The 17,703-nt window shown below is 57.1% G+C and carries 15 protein-coding genes and 1 pseudogene; 2 read left to right on the forward strand and 14 right to left on the reverse strand.

Features of this window, described 5'->3' with window-relative positions:
* Nucleotide 1: 1 nt before the first annotated feature.
* From HPY58_06205 to HPY58_06215, 3 genes are all read right to left on the reverse strand, one after another.
* Complete coding sequence (locus tag HPY58_06205; protein ID NPV29248.1) at nt 2-877, reverse strand: DUF89 family protein; 876 nt, start codon at nt 875-877, stop codon at nt 2-4.
* A 217-nt stretch (nt 878-1,094) separates the two neighbouring features.
* Nucleotides 1,095-1,463, reverse strand: coding sequence for a hypothetical protein (locus HPY58_06210; protein NPV29249.1), 369 nt, complete (start codon nt 1,461-1,463; stop codon nt 1,095-1,097).
* The gene (locus HPY58_06215) at nt 1,442-1,783 is read right to left on the reverse strand and encodes a hypothetical protein (protein NPV29250.1); all 342 of its coding nucleotides are present in this window, start codon (nt 1,781-1,783) and stop codon (nt 1,442-1,444) included. Before HPY58_06215 ends, HPY58_06210 begins: the two co-directional genes overlap by 22 nt.
* A 183-nt stretch (nt 1,784-1,966) precedes the next feature.
* On the opposite strand from HPY58_06215, the gene HPY58_06220 reads away from it, so the two are divergent.
* Nucleotides 1,967-3,046, forward strand: coding sequence for an ATP-dependent 6-phosphofructokinase (locus tag HPY58_06220; protein ID NPV29251.1), 1,080 nt, complete (start codon nt 1,967-1,969; stop codon nt 3,044-3,046).
* Between the two features lie 2,574 nt (nt 3,047-5,620).
* Here HPY58_06220 and HPY58_06225 read toward each other — a convergent pair.
* Nucleotides 5,621-6,781 carry a PDZ domain-containing protein gene (locus HPY58_06225; GenBank protein NPV29252.1) on the reverse strand — a complete coding sequence of 387 codons (1,161 nt, stop codon included), beginning with the start codon at nt 6,779-6,781 and terminating at the stop codon, nt 5,621-5,623.
* A gap of 31 nt (nt 6,782-6,812) precedes the next feature.
* The gene (locus HPY58_06230) at nt 6,813-7,088 is read right to left on the reverse strand and encodes a twin-arginine translocase TatA/TatE family subunit (protein ID NPV29253.1); all 276 of its coding nucleotides are present in this window, start codon (nt 7,086-7,088) and stop codon (nt 6,813-6,815) included.
* A 247-nt stretch (nt 7,089-7,335) separates the two neighbouring features.
* Between HPY58_06230 and HPY58_06235 the strand changes: the two are divergent.
* A pseudogene (locus HPY58_06235) lies at nt 7,336-7,553 on the forward strand (hypothetical protein).
* A 1-nt stretch (nt 7,554) separates the two neighbouring features.
* Here the strand turns inward: HPY58_06235 and HPY58_06240 are convergent.
* From HPY58_06240 to HPY58_06280, 9 genes are all read right to left on the reverse strand, one after another.
* Nucleotides 7,555-7,971, reverse strand: coding sequence for a transcriptional repressor (locus tag HPY58_06240; protein NPV29254.1), 417 nt, complete (start codon nt 7,969-7,971; stop codon nt 7,555-7,557).
* Nucleotides 7,972-8,236: 265 nt separating this feature from the next.
* The gene (gene ltrA, locus HPY58_06245) at nt 8,237-9,511 is read right to left on the reverse strand and encodes a group II intron reverse transcriptase/maturase (protein NPV29255.1); all 1,275 of its coding nucleotides are present in this window, start codon (nt 9,509-9,511) and stop codon (nt 8,237-8,239) included.
* Nucleotides 9,512-10,333: 822 nt separating this feature from the next.
* Nucleotides 10,334-11,602: a group II intron reverse transcriptase/maturase gene (ltrA, locus tag HPY58_06250; GenBank protein ID NPV29256.1), complete on the reverse strand. Its 1,269-nt coding sequence runs from the start codon at nt 11,600-11,602 to the stop codon at nt 10,334-10,336.
* 787 nt (nt 11,603-12,389) lie between these two features.
* On the reverse strand, nt 12,390-12,740 hold the full coding sequence (locus tag HPY58_06255) for a 4Fe-4S dicluster domain-containing protein (GenBank protein ID NPV29257.1): 351 nt from the start codon (nt 12,738-12,740) through the stop codon (nt 12,390-12,392).
* Nucleotides 12,741-12,773: 33 nt separating this feature from the next.
* Nucleotides 12,774-13,856 carry an NADH-quinone oxidoreductase subunit D gene (locus tag HPY58_06260; GenBank protein ID NPV29258.1) on the reverse strand — a complete coding sequence of 361 codons (1,083 nt, stop codon included), beginning with the start codon at nt 13,854-13,856 and terminating at the stop codon, nt 12,774-12,776.
* The gene (locus tag HPY58_06265) at nt 13,857-14,240 is read right to left on the reverse strand and encodes an NADH-quinone oxidoreductase subunit C (GenBank protein ID NPV29259.1); all 384 of its coding nucleotides are present in this window, start codon (nt 14,238-14,240) and stop codon (nt 13,857-13,859) included. It abuts the gene before it with no gap.
* Entirely contained in the window at nt 14,237-14,674 is a 438-nt protein-coding gene (locus HPY58_06270; protein ID NPV29260.1) for an NADH-quinone oxidoreductase subunit B family protein, read from the reverse strand. The genes HPY58_06265 and HPY58_06270 overlap by 4 nt, the downstream gene beginning before the upstream one ends.
* Nucleotides 14,675-15,535: an NADH-quinone oxidoreductase subunit H gene (locus HPY58_06275; protein ID NPV29261.1), complete on the reverse strand. Its 861-nt coding sequence runs from the start codon at nt 15,533-15,535 to the stop codon at nt 14,675-14,677.
* Complete coding sequence (locus tag HPY58_06280) at nt 15,532-17,487, reverse strand: NADH-quinone oxidoreductase subunit L (GenBank protein ID NPV29262.1); 1,956 nt, start codon at nt 17,485-17,487, stop codon at nt 15,532-15,534. Before HPY58_06280 ends, HPY58_06275 begins: the two co-directional genes overlap by 4 nt.
* Nucleotides 17,488-17,703 lie beyond the last annotated feature (216 nt).

The raw sequence follows: 17,703 nt of genomic DNA on the forward strand, positions 1-17,703 counted from the left end.
TTCATCCCCCTTCCCGGACCCGGTTCTGGACGAGGACCGATTCTCCCAGCTTTACACCCAGGCAACCGGCAACAACAGGGCACTTCGCCCGGAGCAGAAAGAAGGTCTTCGTTCCGGCAAAAGAGGTCCCCTCCAGGGTTTCGTAGTTGGCCTGTCCTTTCGAAAGGACAAGATGCGCCCTTCTTACCAGGGAAACAAAATCATCACTGCACAGCTCCGGAATGATCCCCAGGTAGTTGTTTCCGGTCGGAACCACCCGGGCCAGCAGCGGTATCCCCGCCTCTTCGGCATCGGCAAGGGTGGCGTCATTGAGGATGGGGCCGCCTTTTACAACGTAGTAGAGATCCTTCGTAAACTCCCGGAGCCGGGCAAGAAGCAGATAGTCAAAATAGATTTCCCCGCTGTTATCCCCGATCACGACCAGGGTGCCCCCTTCCTGGAGAGAAGCGCGCAAAAGGCCGTAATCGCAGCGGCTGAAACTGCGGGCAAGCTCCTCCTCAATGCTCGCTCCCACATCAAAACCGGGCATGATCCCCATATCGATCACGTTTCCGGCAACGGCCACCCTGCAGGCGGTGAGGAGCGGGTCCTCGCTGAAGCCGATAACCCGCTCCAGGGCGGGAAGGAAGCTGCGGGCGAGCCGGTTCGAAGCAGCTTTCGCTTCTGAAAAAGGGTCGCTTTCTCCCAGGAGGCGGTAGGCTTCAAACAAAACAAGAGAAGAGTTTTCCGCCGGGCTCTTCTCCGGATCAAGCCGCGAAATTAAAGGAAACAGGGAGTAGAGAATCCGGCGCTGCTCGGATTCGTTGGCCCCGGCGGCTCTCAAAGTAGAGAGCACCTGTTTTAAATAGCACGGAATGCAGTCTGGTGCAGCCTTCATTAAAATGCCCACTCCTTTTTTATTTTAAGTCCCTCCAAATGGAACCCCTTCCCAACCTGCTTCATATATTAGAAAAGCAGGTGGAGCTTCTTGATTCCCGACAGGAAGGGAGCTCTCAAACGGCACAGGTGGATTGTCTTCCTCTTGATCATTATCATTGTACCAATCTTTCTCCTCTTCTTCACCATCGCCGTTGAGAGCAGGCTTGAAAAAAGGTTCAGAAAGGGAGGGTTACCGTATGCCAAAAATGGAAAGTCCGGATCCCGGTTTCTTCTGGTGGATCATCCTGATCATCATTATCATCTTCTTCTTTTTCTTTCTCTTCTTCTTGTTTTAAGTAAGCCCATTTAAAAAGGAGGTCTCCCTTATGGCGAAATTTGAAAGCCCGGATCCCGGTTTCTTCTGGTGGATTATCATCATTATTATTATCATTATCATCTTCTTCTGCTGCTTCTGCTTCTTCCCCATCAGGGCATCGACTCCTGCCGAAGCATAATGGTGGCCCCAAAGAAGAAACACAAAAAGGCCCTGGCGTTTGCCAGGGCCGCATATCTTTATTCGGCTTTATTCGGCAGGCCCTTTCCAATGTTCGAGGAACTCCGCAAGATCCTGAGGGAGTTCCTCGCATCCCAGCTGCTGGAGAGTCTGCTCGACAACCTGAGACATTTGCCGGCGCGTTTCACCGCTCAAACCGGCTGTCATCCGGTTGATTAAAGAAATGATGTTTTTCTTCTCCTGAATTTCCTGCTCGCCGAGACCCGCCTGTTCCAGCAGTTTTTTGGCCGCTTCCGGATTCTCCGGAGAAACTCCCATGCCGCGGAGAAACTCTCCGATATGAGAGGCATCCGGCGGCAACCCGGAGGCCTGAAGCTGCCGGAACATTTCCGCGAAATTGATTTTGCCCAACTCATCCCCTCCCTGCAACCAGACTGGTGGGGCCAGCGGCCCCCTTCCTGCACCTCCCTTTAACTTATGCCTTTCCCCTCTAAATTGGAACCGGCCAGGGTGCGGGAGGAGGAAAGGCAATTATTTCCGCCTGATGTGGTATAATTGAATCCCAGGAAAAATGCAGCTTCAGGAGGATGATCGATGCGGGTCGGAATTTTAACAGGCGGGGGAGACTGCCCGGGGCTCAATGCCGTGATCCGGGCTGCAGCCAAAACCCTGCTGGCGCGGGGTGTAGAGGTAATCGGCTTTAAGGACGGCTACCGGGGAGTCATCAGGCGGGACTGGATCCCCCTGGAAAGGGCCGCGATTTCCGGCCTTCTGCACCGGGGGGGAACGATCCTGGGCACCAACAACAGGGACAACCCCTTTCGCTACCCCGTCGCGACTTCCGGGGGAAAAACCACCTACCGGGATGCAACCCCAACCCTGCTGGAAAACCTGCGGTCGCTGAACCTGGACGCGGTCATCGTGATCGGCGGAGACGGCACCCTTTCCATCGCCCGGGAACTGACGGAAAAGGGGGCTCCTCTTGTCGGGGTCCCCAAGACCATCGACAACGACCTTGCCGCAACCGACCGGACCTTCGGCTTTGACACCGCCGTCGCGACCGCCACCGAGGCCCTGGACAGGCTCCACACAACAGCAGAGTCGCACCACCGGGTAATGGTGCTGGAGGTGATGGGGCGCTACGCCGGCTGGATCGCCCTGTGGAGCGGGATCGCCGGCGGGGCGGATGTGATTCTCATCCCCGAAATCCCCTGGCGCCTGGAGAAAATCGTCGCCAAGATCAAAGAGAGGCAGGAGGAGGGGAAAATGTTCAGCATCATCGTGGTTGCCGAGGGCACCCCTGCCCCCGGCGGCCGGCGCGTGGTGCGGGAGAGAATCAAAGGGAGTGGAGATCCCGTGCGCCTGGGCGGGATCGGGCAGGTGGTGGGGGAAATGATCGAAAGGGAAACGGGGATCGAAACCAGGGTGACGGTTTTGGGCCACATCCAGCGGGGGGGTTCACCCTCCCCCCTCGACCGGGTGCTTGCCACCCGCTTCGGTGTTGCCGCAGCAGAGCTTGCCCTGGAAAGGCGCACCGGCTTCATGGTGGCCCTGAAGGGGGAGGAGATCGCCGCCGTACCCCTTGCGGAAGCCACCAGGCAGCTCCGGCGCGTCCCCCCGGAGAGCCAGCTGGTCCAGGCGGCGCGGGCCATCGGAATCAGCTTCGGCGACTGATTGCCGGGGCGAAAAACCGGCCCGAAAAAGAAGCCTCTTTCCGTCTGTCTCAAAGGTGAGCGCGCCGTGAAGGTCGGTGCGCATCACCTTTGCTTTTTGCTTCTCCCAGAACCTTAAGGCTTCGGGTGCAGGGTGGCCGAAGGGGTTGGGGCCCACGCAGACCACCACCACCTCCGGCCTGACGAGGCCGGCAAACTCCTGGGAGATACTGGTGGCGCTCCCGTGGTGGGGGGCCTTCAGGACCACGGCCTGAAGGAGCTCCCGGTTCAGAGAGCCGCGCCGCACCGCCTCCTCAAGGGCTGCCATCCCCTCCTGCTCAATATCCCCCGGCAGTAAAAAGGCAATGCTCCCGTATTTAACGTGCAGAACAAGAGAGTTGTTGTTCAGGTCGCTCCGCGTCCCCGCAAGAAGCCGGGAGGGGGGATGGATGACGGCGATTTCTACTCTCGGGTCGAGATGGAAAACTGCTCCCGCCCTCACCCGGTGCAGGGGGATCTGCTTCTCTTCCAGCAGGGCCTCGAATTCCAACCATAAAGGAGTGGGATGGGCGACGGGGGGAGCAGCCGCCTCCTTCACCTGAAGATTTTCAAGAACCGCCAGCAGGCCCCCCAGGTGGTCCTCGTGAGGGTGGGAGTTAACCACAAGGTCAAGCCGGCGGATCCCCTGCCTGGTGAGGTAGGGAACGACAACATGCCGCCCCGGGTCGAAAGAGGACCGGCTGAAGGCCGGCTTCCCCCCGCCGTCCACCAGCAGCCTGCGCCCGTTGGGCATCTCCAGCAGGACGGCGTCCCCCTGCCCGACATTTATAAAGGTAACCCGGAGCCGGCCCGGGGCGCCGCCCAGGCCCGGCCCCCAGTACAGCCAGAACGCCGTCAGGACAAGCCCCAGCAGGGAGAGAGGCAGCCAGCGGCGCGCAGGAGAACGGAAGCGGAAATGGGGGAAGGAGACCTCGCTCCCGGCGCGGAGGCTCCAGCCGAAAAGCGCCAGCAGGGCAAACCAGGCAGCCGTAAGGCACCAGGGGGGAGCCGGGACGGCCAGGGCTCCCCCGGGGGCGCCGGCAAGAACTCCAAGCAGGCCCTGCACGGGGAGGGCAAGGGCGCCGGCGGCGGTAAAAAAGGGGCCTCCCAAAGACCCGTGAAGGAGGGAGAGGAGCATCCCGGCCAGCCCCAGGTTGACCACGAGGCCGGCAAGGGGAACCACCAGGATATTCGCCACCAACCCTAATAAGGAAATTTGCTGGAAATAGAAGGCCGTCAGGGGAAGCACCGCCAGCTGGGCCGCCAGGGGAATGGCAACAGCCTCTTTCCACCCCCGGGGAAGGGGAAGAAACGCACCCAGGGGCGCGGTGAGCGAAAATATTCCCCAGGTCGCGGCAAAGGAGAGCTGGAAACCGGGGTCGAGGAGCGCCCCGGGATTGCAGAGCAAAATAACGAAGGCGGCGAGGGCAAGGGAGGCCAGCATGTCTTTGCGCCGGTGCCACAGGTGGGCCGCCGTTCCGGTGAGGCCCATCACCGCCGCCCTGTTCACCGAGGAGGGAAATCCCACCAGAGCGGCATAACCCAAAAGTCCAGAAGCCGTTAAGAGAAAGGTGAAGCCGCGCCCGAGACGCAGCAGCCCGGCCAGGGCGAGGAAAAAGAAGAGGACGAAACCTAAATGGAGCCCCGAAACGGCAAAGAGGTGCATCACCCCGGTGCGCCGGTAAACCTCCTGGTCTTCAGGTGTGATCTCCTCCTTCGCCCCGAGCAGCACCCCCTTCAAGAACGAGGCCTGGCCGTCCGGCAGCCCTTCCTCGATTCCCCTCTCAATCCGGAGGCGGGCCCGGGCGGCAAGACGGAGCAGAAGACACCTGAAATCCTTCTCCCCCGACCCGAGGACGAGCGGCAAATCCCGGGCCTCCAGCCGGCAAAGAACGCCGCGGCGCGCCAGGTATTCCCGGTAATCGAAATCCCCCGGGTTTGCCGCCCCGGCAGGGAAATCGAGCCGTCCCCGGAACATCACCCTGTCCCCCGGCAGCAGCTTTTTGGCCAGGCTTGCGGGGCGCGCCGCCTCCGGCGTCCCTTCCCTGCCGGAGGAAGCAGGAGGGTAAAAAACGGCCTGAATTTTTATCGGGGGCCGCCGGACCTCCCCGCCGAGTTCGACAACCGGGTCCCGGAGGATGAAGACCGCCCGGTCCGGGTAAACTACAGGCCTCCCTGCAACGGTCCCTTGGAGTTCGACATAGTGGCCCAGGAAGGATTTCAGATCGGGGGGAAGAACAACCCGGTTGAGCTCCGCCCAGGCGCAGCCTGCAGAACAGAAGCAGCAGAGAAGAAAAAGCGGAGTTTCCCGCCTTCCCCGCCAGAAGCTCCAGGCCGCGGCGATTAAAAAGAAGAAGCTTCCCCCCAGCGCAACCGGGCGGGGAATACCGGCCCCGGCATAAGCGAGGGCAATCCCTGCCCCCCAAGCCAGGGTTATCAAAACAAGCGGAGGCACCGGCCTTCCCTCCGGCTTAATATTTCTCTTTCTCCGTTAAAAAGAAAGGCCCGGGCTTGCTCTGAAGAGCCGGGCAGGAAGGGTGAAGACAGGGAAACCGGATCAGCGTTCCCCCAGGACAGCCGAAACCTGAACGGTGCGGCGGTCGCGCCAGACCGTGATCTGGACCTTTTTGCCCGGCCCTGCCCGGTAGATTTTTTCGAGCAGGTCATCGGTATTCTTTACCTTTTCTCCGTTCCAGGCGATGATAATGTCTCCCCGGCGGATGCCGGCCTGAGCCGCCGGCCCCCCAGAAACAACGTTCCTGACAAAAACCCCCTCCGGAAGGGGCAAACCGAAGTACTCGGCGATTGCCGGAGTTACCTCCTGGATCTCGACGCCCAGCCAGCCCCTGCTGATCTTTCCCTTCTTGATCAGGTCATCCAGCACCGACTGCACCGTGTTGCTGGGAATGGCAAAACCGATCCCCTGGGCCTGGGCGCTGACTGCGGTGTTGATCCCGATCACCTCTCCCTGGAGGTTCAAAAGGGGCCCCCCGCTGTTCCCCGGGTTGATCGAGGCATCGGTCTGGAGGAGGTTCCGGTAGCTGCGGTCCTCAACCGTGATAGGGCGCCCCTTGGCGCTGATCACACCCACCGTAACGGTGTGGTCAAGGCCATAGGGGTTGCCGATGGCAATCACCCAGTTCCCCACCGCAATCCGGTCGGAGTTTCCCAGCTTCAAAGTGGGTAAATTCGAACCTGCATCAACCTTCAGGACCGCGAGATCAAGCTCCCGGTCTGACCCAACAATCCGCGCCTGAACCGGCTTCGATCTTCCGGTAATCGTCACCATGATCTGCTGAGCGCCGCTGACCACGTGCTCGTTGGTCAGGATGTAGCCGTCGCGGGAAATGATAAAACCCGAGCCCAGCCCCTGCCGGACCCTGGTTTCGGGCAAAAGAAACTGGCGCCCGAAGAACTCCCGGAAGAAGGGATCGTTAAAAAACGGGTCGAACTCCCGGGTAGAAGCAACGGTTTCGATCATCACAACCGCAGGCCCCGCCCTGGCAACGATCTCGGCGATGGCATTCGGCCCCACCCCGGGCAGGCTCACCCCCTGGTTTTCTCCGGAGCCGCCTTCCAGGGGGGCTTTCAGGGCCGCCCCGACCGGGTTCAACCAGAGCTTGCCTGAAGCAAACAGGATCCCTCCGGTGAAGGCAATGCCGGCGACAAAAGCCAGCAGAATCACGCCTACCAGCAGCCGGTTGCGTTTCAGGTTCATCCTCTTCCCTCCAAAGTCATTGTTCTTTGCATCAAGAGGCCTTTTCTCCCGGGGCGCCTCCCGCCTCGCCCCCCTCCTCCGCGCCGGTTTGCGCAGCCTGCGAGGGCGCTGCAGGGGCCTGGGGTTTGACCTGGGAGGCTTCCCGGGCGACCTCGTCCCAAACCCGCTGGACGCTTGAGGACGCCTTCCGGAACTCGCTGACCGCCTTTCCCAGGGAGCGCGCCACTTCAGGCAGGCGGCCGGGGCCAAACACAATGAGAACAACCACCAGAATTAATATCAGTTCCCACGGCCCGATATTGAACATTTAATCACCCCCACTAATTATACTCCTTATCCTTTTCCCGGACAACAGCCCGCGCGATCGCTCATTTAAAATTCTTGCTTAAAGGGAAATGGCTCACTCACGGATAACGTGGGGTAGGATAGGGGCAGTTGCCGTTAGAGGGCAATTATTATGTACCAAACAAATGCTCTAATGGTATAATTAGGCCATGGTAGGGAAAACAAAACGAGGTTCACGCTTTTCATTATGTATTAAGGAGGGAAAGTTTATGTCCATTGAGCGTTTGGCCGATGAGATAAAAAAATTTTCGCCAAATGAAAGAAAGCAGCTTTTCAAATTGCTGGGTATTACATTGCCAGAGAAAGATCAGCTACGGGGAGGACCAGATGATCCTCTTGAAAATTAATTGGAATGGTTAAAAACGGACCTTCAGAAGGCTCCCGGAAATATGAGGAGGATCTGTATGGAGGCGAAAGACCTCTCTAGACTATTCATTGATACGGGTGCCTCTCTCCTGGCGGGCGCAGGCCGCGCACCTGCCGTAGAATTCCAGGCGGTGGGCATCCACCTCGGCCCCCTCCATGGCGGCAGCAGCCTCGGCCTCCAGGCTTTCCTTGAGGGGAAGGGGGACGTCGAAGACGCGGCCGCATTCCAGGCAGCTGAAATGGTAGTGGTTCAGGGGGTTTCCGTCAAAACGGCTGTAGGTGCTGCCGTAGTCCAGCTCCATGATTTCTCCCATTTCCTTTAGGACCTTGAGGTTCCGGTAAACCGTTCCCAGGCTAATATTGGGAATCTGCCGCTTCGCCTGCTCGTAGATCCAGTCTGCGGTAGGATGTGTTTTCGTGCTTCTCAAAATGTCCAGGATCAGCCTCTTCTGTCTGGTCATTCTTGTTTGTTTCTCCATTTCTTACACCGCCCGCCCTTTTGAAATCCCAAGTTTAGATCCAGGGAGCCTGAACTTTTCCTCTTCGGTTAAAAGGTATCTCTGCAGCTTACTTATAAATATAAACCATCACAAAAATCCCTGTCAAATTTTAATAATAATTATCTTTCTTTTTGGAGCTCTTTCTGCCGGATGCATCGAGTAGGGCAGCGCTAGGTAATCAGTCTAGCGCTGTCCCTCTCACAGAACCGTGCGTACGGGCCACGTACACGGCTCCTGGCAAACCTCAGTCGTTAGCTTTCATAATAACGATGCAAGATGCAACCTCATATCTCTCGAGGTTAACTAAACCGATTTCGTCAAACCAGGTGTTTGGAAGAGCCATCGAAACGAGAGGACTGGCTGAGTTTCTCCATCTTCGCATGGATATCTTCTCAAATTCCCCTTTGTAACCTCGACGGCGAAGGGCTTTATGAAACGCCTTCCAGGTCTTCCACTCCAGCATCTTCTTCATTCGGAGCCGTCGACGTATCCATCCCATGAGCTCGCGAAGTACTCTCTTGCAGTTCGCTATGCGGAAGTAGTTAATCCACCCCCGCAGGATGGGGTTAAGCCTCCTGACCATTTCCTCCACATTCATGCCATGGTTCCGGGGCGTCAGCTGGCGGATAGCCTCTTTGAAGGCCTTTATTTTCTTGGGGTGAATGCCCACATTCTTGGGGTAGATGATAAACCCAAGATAGGCTACACCCTCATAGACGCTGGTTATACGCGTCTTTTCCTTGTTGACAACGAGTTTGAGCTCGCCTTCAAGGATTTCATAGGCAGTCTTCATGTACCTTTCCGCCTGCCGGGGTGTCCTGGCAAAGATGAGAATATCGTCCGCATAGCGAACTATGCGAATACCCCTCTCTTTCATCGCCCGGTCAAAATAGTCCAGATAGATGTTGGTGAGAAGGGGTGATATTACACCACCTTGTGGACTCCCTACTTCAGTCCCTTCAAAGACCCCGTCCCTCATGACGCCAGCCTCCAGGAACAACCGGATTAATCGCAGCACAGAACCATCGCTGACTTTCCGGTTCACTCCCTGAAGAATTAGGTCATGGTCAAGACGGTCAAAGCACTTGGAGAGGTCCATGTCTACTACATGTGTAAGTCCATACCGGTTCATGAACCTCTCGGCTTTGGCTACTGCCTGCTGGCAGGAACGCCCCGGTCGGTATCCATAGCTTGACGGGTGAAAGTCTTGGTCAAAGATTGGCTGAAGTACGTTTAACAGTGCTTGCTGGACTACCCTGTCCCTAACGGTAGGTATCCCAAGCAGCCTCTTCCCTCCATCCGGCTTGGGTATCTCCACCCTCAGGACTGGGCTTGGTCTGTACGTCCCGGTCTTGAGTTCAAGATGAAGTTTGGCTATTTCATCGTCTAGATTCTCGCCGAAGGCTCGCACGGTCTCCCCGTCTACCCCGGGAGCACCATTGTTCGCCTTGACGGCACCGTATGCCTTCTTCAGGTTCTCAATACGGTATACTTTGTCTATTAGGCTGTAGTACTTCATCTCTTCTCCCGCATCTCGCCGTACTCCCTGCGTCTCTCCCTCGCATGGTTGCAGTTCCTTCTCAAAGTTCGCACGGCGTCTCTAGCTCTAAGGCAATCTACCGCGCTCTGCTCCGATAATCTGCTGAGCGGACGAAAGCTCCAGCCGGCTCGTCACCCCCGGATGCCCCGTTCCCCTTGGCATCTCAGCCTCAGTTGTCTTCTCCCATGTTCGTTCGATCCGCGGTCGCACGCTTTGGTTTGCCTTCGTCCCTTCGCAACCAGAGGAACTTTTGGCTCCTTTGGCCCAGCATCTCTCGGATGCTGTCCCTTCAGTTTTACCCTCCAGTCCGTTACCGGCTTTCATTGGCTGAAGGTTCATCACTACTACGGACTCATCTGCCACCCTGCACCACTTCTTCTCTCCCTTGCCTCCCGGCTTGTTCGAGCTTACCAGGTCTGGCCTGGATGATACAGGGCTTCCCCAATTAAGCCTGCCTGCCTGAACATGAACCCGTCCGTCCAAACTCCTCAGGTCATCCAGCCTTCGGGCTTTCCCACTTTTCGCAAGGTTACCCACCTGAGAAGCCAACCCCGGTTCGCTTGCGCTACGTTCCATGTTCTTCCTTCGGCTTCCTTCAGATCCCGCCGTTACCGGCGACACCCTTGCCTACGGATTGTCTTCCCGCTGGTTAGGCGACAGGGTTTCTTTCAACCCATCGGCTCAGCAGACATGTTGGGCGAACAATCGAGTAGGGCAGCGCTAGGTAATCAGTCTAGCGCTGTCCCTCTCACAGAACCGTGCGTACGGGCCACGTACACGGCTCCTGGCAAACCTCAGTCGTTAGCTTTCATAATAACGATGCAAGATGCCAACCTCATATCTCTCGAGGTTAACTAAACCGATTTCGTCAAACCAGGTGTTTGGAAGAGCCATCGAAACGAGAGGACTGGCTGAGTTTCTCCATCTTCGCATGGATATCTTCTCAAATTCCCCTTTGTAACCTCGACGGCGAAGGGCTTTATGAAACGCCTTCCAGGTCTTCCACTCCAGCATCTTCTTCATTCGGAGCCGTCGACGTATCCATCCCATGAGCTCGCGAAGTACTCTCTTGCAGTTCGCTATGCGGAAGTAGTTAATCCACCCCCGCAGGATGGGGTTAAGCCTCCTGACCATTTCCTCCACATTCATGCCATGGTTCCGGGGCGTCAGCTGGCGGATAGCCTCTTTGAAGGCCTTTATTTTCTTGGGGTGAATGCCCACATTCTTGGGGTAGATGATAAACCCAAGATAGGCTACACCCTCATAGACGCTGGTTATACGCGTCTTTTCCTTGTTGACAACGAGTTTGAGCTCGCCTTCAAGGATTTCATAGGCAGTCTTCATGTACCTTTCCGCCTGCCGGGGTGTCCTGGCAAAGATGAGAATATCGTCCGCATAGCGAACTATGCGAATACCCCTCTCTTTCATCGCCCGGTCAAAATAGTCCAGATAGATGTTGGTGAGAAGGGGTGATATTACACCACCTTGTGGACTCCCTACTTCAGTCCCTTCAAAGACCCCGTCCCTCATGACGCCAGCCTCCAGGAACAACCGGATTAATCGCAGCACAGAACCATCGCTGACTTTCCGGTTCACTCCCTGAAGAATTAGGTCATGGTCAAGACGGTCAAAGCACTTGGAGAGGTCCATGTCTACTACATGTGTAAGTCCATACCGGTTCATGAACCTCTCGGCTTTGGCTACTGCCTGCTGGCAGGAACGCCCCGGTCGGTATCCATAGCTTGACGGGTGAAAGTCTTGGTCAAAGATTGGCTGAAGTACGTTTAACAGTGCTTGCTGGACTACCCTGTCCCTAACGGTAGGTATCCCAAGCAGCCTCTTCCCTCCATCCGGCTTGGGTATCTCCACCCTCAGGACTGGGCTTGGTCTGTACGTCCCGGTCTTGAGTTCAAGATGAAGTTTGGCTATTTCATCGTCTAGATTCTCGCCGAAGGCTCGCACGGTCTCCCCGTCTACCCCGGGAGCACCATTGTTCGCCTTGACGGCACCGTATGCCTTCTTCAGGTTCTCAATACGGTATACTTTGTCTATTAGGCTGTAGTACTTCATCTCTTCTCCCGCATCTCGCCGTACTCCCTGCGTCTCTCCCTCGCATGGTTGCAGTTCCTTCTCAAAGTTCGCACGGCGTCTCTAGCTCTAAGGCAATCTACCGCGCTCTGCTCCGATAATCTGCTGAGCGGACGAAAGCTCCAGCCGGCTCGTCACCCCCGGATGCCCCGTTCCCCTTGGCATCTCAGCCTCAGTTGTCTTCTCCCATGTTCGTTCGATCCGCGGTCGCACGCTTTGGTTTGCCTTCGTCCCTTCGCAACCAGAGGAACTTTTGGCTCCTTTGGCCCAGCATCTCTCGGATGCTGTCCCTTCAGTTTTACCCTCCAGTCCGTTACCGGCTTTCATTGGCTGAAGGTTCATCACTACTACGGACTCATCTGCCACCCTGCACCACTTCTTCTCTCCCTTGCCTCCCGGCTTGTTCGAGCTTACCAGGTCTGGCCTGGATGATACAGGGCTTCCCCAATTAAGCCTGCCTGCCTGAACATGAACCCGTCCGTCCAAACTCCTCAGGTCATCCAGCCTTCGGGCTTTCCCACTTTTCGCAAGGTTACCCACCTGAGAAGCCAACCCCGGTTCGCTTGCGCTACGTTCCATTTCTTCCTTCGGCTTCCTTCAGATCCCGCCGTTACCGGCGACACCCTTGCCTACGGATTGTCTTCCCGCTGGTTAGGCGACAGGGTTTCTTTCAACCCATCGGCTCAGCAGACATGTTGGGCGAACGAAAAAGTGGGCCCCTTTTCACAGGGGCCCACTCTCCTCTTCCCGGGAAGCAACCTGGTTTCTGCTACGACGCCTTCTCTTTCCCCTTCGGCTGGTGCACCTCAACGGGCTTGGTGTAGAAAGGGCTCCGCCACTTCGCTTCCACGGTGATGGCATCTTTGTTGCAGGCCTCGGCGCAAACCTCGCAGATAATGCAGCGGGCCGGGTAGAAGATCAGCTCCTTTTTCTCCTTGTTGATCTCGATTGCTGCAGCCGGGCAGCGCCGGGCGCAGTTGCCGCACAAAATGCACTTGTTGTCGTCAAACACGATATGCCCCCGCGCCCGGGTGAAAGGCTCCCTCACCTGGAAGGGGTAAAGCCTGGTGGCAGGCCCCCCCAGAAGGTTGCGTACAACAGTCGGCAGCATCAACGGCATTGTGCTCCACCTCCTTTGAGATTCGCCCTTTTCCTAGCGCTCAGTGCAGCTGATGCACGGGTCAATGGAGAGAACGATCACTGGTACGTCCGCGAGCTCGCATCCGGGCAACATGACAAGCAGGGACGGAATGTTGGCATAGGTCGGTGTCCGCACACGCAGGCGCTCCAGGTTCCGGGTGCCGTTCCCTTTTGCGTAATAGAAGACTTCGCCCCGCGGCTGTTCGCTTCTGAAAATTGCCTCGTTTGCCGGCGGGTTCCCCTTCGGCCTGACGCTGATCTCGCCTTCAGGCATCTTGCCAAGAGCCTCCAGCTGCAGGTCGATGGCCTGGAGCGTTTCCCTTGCCCTCACCATCGCCCGGGCGTAGCTGTCGCCGCCGGTTTCCACAATGGGCTCGAATTCCAGTTCACCGTAAGCCTGGTACTTCTGCATCCGGCAGTCCTCCGCCACACCGCTGCCGCGCAGCGTCGGGCCGGCACAACCTAAAGCAATGGCTTGCTCTTTCGAGAGCACGCCCTTTCCGACAGTGCGCGCCTTCACGGTATAATCGTTGGCCAGAACGTTGATGAGGGCCTCCGCTTCTTTTCGCACCTCTTTCAAGACTTCGATGCACTTCTTCTTCTGGTCGTCGTTGATGTCCCGGCGCACGCCGCCGACAACGGAAACGGACTGCGTCACACGCTGCCCTGTTGTCATCTCCAGAAGATCGAGAACCTTTTCCCGGATCCGCCAGAACTGCATGAACATGCTCTCAAACCCGAAGGCATCGGCCAGGAGTCCGAGCCACAGGAGGTGGCTGTGGGTCCGGCTCATCTCCGACCAGATGGTGCGCAGGTACCTGGCGCGGGGCGGGATCTCCAGGGGCCACAGCCTCTCTACTACCTCGCAGTAGGTAATGCCGTGAATGCAGCTGCAAATCCCGCAAATCCGCTCGCAGAGGTAAATGTTTTTGGGATATTCGTTCAGCTCGCACGCCTTTTCAATTCCCCGGTGCCCGTACCCGATGGCGGGAACAACCTCAACCACTTTTTCATCTTCACAGGTGATTTTCAACTGCACAGGTTCCGGGAGAACCGGGTGCTGCGGGCCAAACGGCGCTATTGTACGCGGTGCCATTTATTCCCCCCCCTTCCCGCCGGCGGCCTCTTTTCCGGTTTTCAGCATGGGCAGGACCGGGCTGTCCTGGGCGAGCAGCATGTGGCCGCCGAAGTCAATGGCGATGTCCTTCACTTTGAGGCCAAACAACTCTTTCATCTCGTTTTCGATCAAAACTGCAGTCAGGTAAATGCCGGTAATGCTGGGCACTTCTTCATCCTTCCCGACAGTGATCCGCAGAGAACTCATCTCCATGCCCGGGCTGTAGTTGAAGCAGTAGGTGACCTCCAGCCTGTCGCCCAGGTCGTTGCAGACCGCCGTCACGAACCTTGCCTTCGCATCTGCGAACTTTTTAACTTCGGAAAGCAGCTGGTCTTTTTTAATCTCCTTCAAATTCTCGATCATTTCGCCACCCCCTGCGCCTTCGCAAGTTTTTGCAGGGCCAGTACAACACCGTCAATAATCGCCTCGGGGCGGGCGGCGCAACCCGGCACGTAGACGTCAACCGGAACCACCTTATCAACGCCGCCCAGGATGTTGTAGCAGTTGTGGAAAACCCCGCCGCTGCAGGCACAGGTGCCGACAGCGATCACCATCTTGGGGTCGGGAACCTGGGCATAGAGATTTTTCAAAACCCGGGCCGTCCGGTAGTTCACAGGTCCTGTGATGACAAGCACGTCGGCGTGTTTCGGGTTCCCCATGTTCACAATCCCGAAGCGCTCCACATCATAGAGGGGTGTTAAACAGGCCAGAACCTCGATGTCGCAGCCGTTGCAGGAGCTGTTGTCAAAATGCATAATCCACGGCGATTTAATCCGGGAAGTATGGATAATTCCCATTTAGGACACCCCCTTCATCAGGTAAAGGTAAGCGATGTTCAAGATGCACAGCACCAGACCGATCGCCCAGCTGAACCGCACCATCCAGCCCGCGGTCATACGGGCGGCGATGTTGTCGATGAAAAGCTCGAGGACAAATGCCGCAAGGGCGATCAGAATTCCCACCCAGAGCGGATTTGCCCAGAACAGAGCGATGATTCCGAGCAGGAGCACGATCTCGTACCACTCGGTAAGCTGGATCAGGGCGTAGTACGGGCCCGAGTACTCGGTCATGATTCCCTTGACCAGCTCCTGGTGGGCATGGTGCGAAGTCGAAATGTCAAAGGGAGACTTCCGCAGCTTAATCGTCAGGATCACCAGCAGGGCGATGAAGATCGGCCACAGGGAAGCAAGCAGGGGTTCGGGACGGTTGAAAATCTCGCTGATCATGAAGCTTCCGTTCTGGGCGTAAATCCCCAGGGCCGTCAGCAGCAGAACCGGCTCGTAGGAAAGCATCTGCAAAAGCTCGCGGTTTGCCCCGAAGTGGCTGTAGGGAGACTTGCAGCTGAAGCCGCCCAGCACGAAGCAGACCCCCGCAAACCCGAGCAGGAAGACAAGCAGCAGAATGTCCAGCTTCAAAACCAGGAAGACGAGACAGGTAATCATGAAAACAAGGTAACCGTAAATCCATACCAGCTGCATCCTGCTTGTCGCGATCCTGCTCTTCCCGAACAGCTTAAAGAGATCGTAGAACGGCTGGATGATCGGAGGGCCCCACCGCCCCTGGAGCCGGGCCGTAATCTTCCGGTCGATTCCGGCCAGGAGCCCACCGATGATCGGAGCCACGATAATGGCGATCACAGCAATCCAGAACTGGTTCATTTTAAGACCACCCCCAATACAACGCCGAAGAGGATCAGGAGGAGGGCAATGGCAATGGTGTTCACCCAGGGATTCAATGCCGCTTCTCCCAGTACGTTCTGGAAGTAGTAGCCTCCCAGCTGGATCTTTGCCTTCTGGTCGGCTGCAGTCAGCCACTCATCGGTATCGGTGTCTCCCACCTGCTCCCCGCACATGTAAACAGGGCGCAGCTCATGGGGCTTCAAGGCCAGGAAGAGGAAGGGAAGCAAAAGCGCCACCGCAAATACGATGAAAAGCGGCCAGACCGGGTAGGCGCCAGCTGCAGGAGCAGGAGCAGCCGTTACGGCAGAGACGCCGGGCACCAGGATGTTCCATCCCTCGGCAAACACCTTTTCGGCGGCGACGACGTTGTTCACGGCAAAGTGGACGAACTTCTGGTAAACCGGAGCAACCCCGATCCCGATGACGAAAATCCCGATCACAAGCAGCCACAGGGGCACGGAGTAGCTGAAGGAAAGGGACTCAAGCTTCCGCCCCAACCGCGGCAGGACCTGAAGCAGCCGGCCGAGCCACTTCGCCCAGAAGACAATGGTAGCAGCGCTGGCCAAGATAAAAAGAAACGCCGCCAGAGGAATAACGTAGGCTGCTTCGAGGGCCATCCACTTCGCGAGGAGCATTCCGAAGGGCGGCAGGAACATGGAAAGGATCCCGATTGCCGTAATGAAAGTAGTAACCGGAGCCTTCTCGGCAAGAGCCTCCATGTCCTCGATCTCCCGGCTCCAGATGATGTGCTCAATGGTGCCGGCACAGAGAAAGAGGAGGCCCTTCGAAATGGCGTGGAAGATAATGAGGAGGATCGAAGCGGCAATCGCCAGCGGTGTGTTGATTCCCGCACACGCAATAATCAGGCCGAGGTTTGCAATCGTAGAGTAAGCCAGCACACGCTTTCCTGTGGTCTGGCTGATGGCCAACCCTGAGGCCCCCAGGAAGGTAAAGGCTCCCACAAGCGCAACCATAATGCCGAGGTAGGTCTCGGAGAAGGCGGGCGCCAGCCGGACTACCAGGTAGACCCCGGCCTTCACCATCGTACTGGAGTGGAGCAGAGCGGAAACCGGCGTCGGCGCCACCATTGCTCCCAGCAGCCAGCTCTGGAAGGGAAGCTGGGCTGCCTTAGTGAATCCTGTGAAGCAGAGAAGAGCTACAGGCAGCAAGGCGGCGGCCTGAGAAATGCCTCCTCCGATGATGTTCTGGACGGAGAGGGCGTCTGCTCCCCCGTGGTTCACGTAAAGGTAGATCATTGCGAGGACGAAAGCAGTGCCACCCAGCGAGTTCATCCAGAGGGCGCGGGCGGCGTTGTTGATCGCCTCTTTGGTCAGGTCGTGGGCGATCAACTGGAAGCAGCAAAGGGTAGTCACTTCCCAGAAGAAGTAGAGCCAGTAGAGGTTGTTCGCGAAAACGAGCCCGTTCATCGCGCCGAGGAACATCACCAGCCAGAAGAGGAACCGCGACTGCCGCGATTTCTCCAGGTGCAGGTGGTGTTCGTGGTCGTACATGTAGCGGATGGCGTAAACACAGATAAGCGATCCGATGATGGAGATGATCAGGGTCATTACGACGGCAAGATGGTCAACAACAAAGGCAGGCTCCAGTTCGACGTGTGCTCCCATTCCGAATTCCCAGTAAGCAAGCGGGACGATCTGGGTGAGAGCAAAGATCAGGACGAGCCAGTTGCGTAAACTGAGACCTGCGTAGATATAAAACAAAAGAATAACATAATCAAGCACCGTAATGGCAAGACCCCAGTTGAAGCCTTCGGGTGTATACTCAAAGGGGCCCCGCTTTAAGAACAGGATGGAGTTGATGATCAGTGCGATTGCCGTCAGTACTACGATCAGGCCGCGGATCTGGTACTGGCGAATGAGGAAGACCAGGATTCCGGATATGAGCGGAAGCAGAACCGCAACTGCCATCATCCAGTTGAGATCCATAATTGTTTGTCCCCCCTTAAGACATTAATTGACAGGACTCACGACACAACCTGAGCTTGTCTCCGGCCGCTTTTTCTTTCCTCTGATTCGAAGCCCTTTTCGACCGGCATTTCAGCAGAATTTCCCGGCCTCGAAAAGGCCCGACCTCATCTCACCCCCCCGCATTGAACTCCAAAAACAACCTGTCTCCCCTTCTGATGA

Source organism: Bacillota bacterium, assembly GCA_013177945.1.
GTDB lineage: Bacteria > Bacillota > DSM-12270 > Thermacetogeniales > Thermacetogeniaceae > Ch130.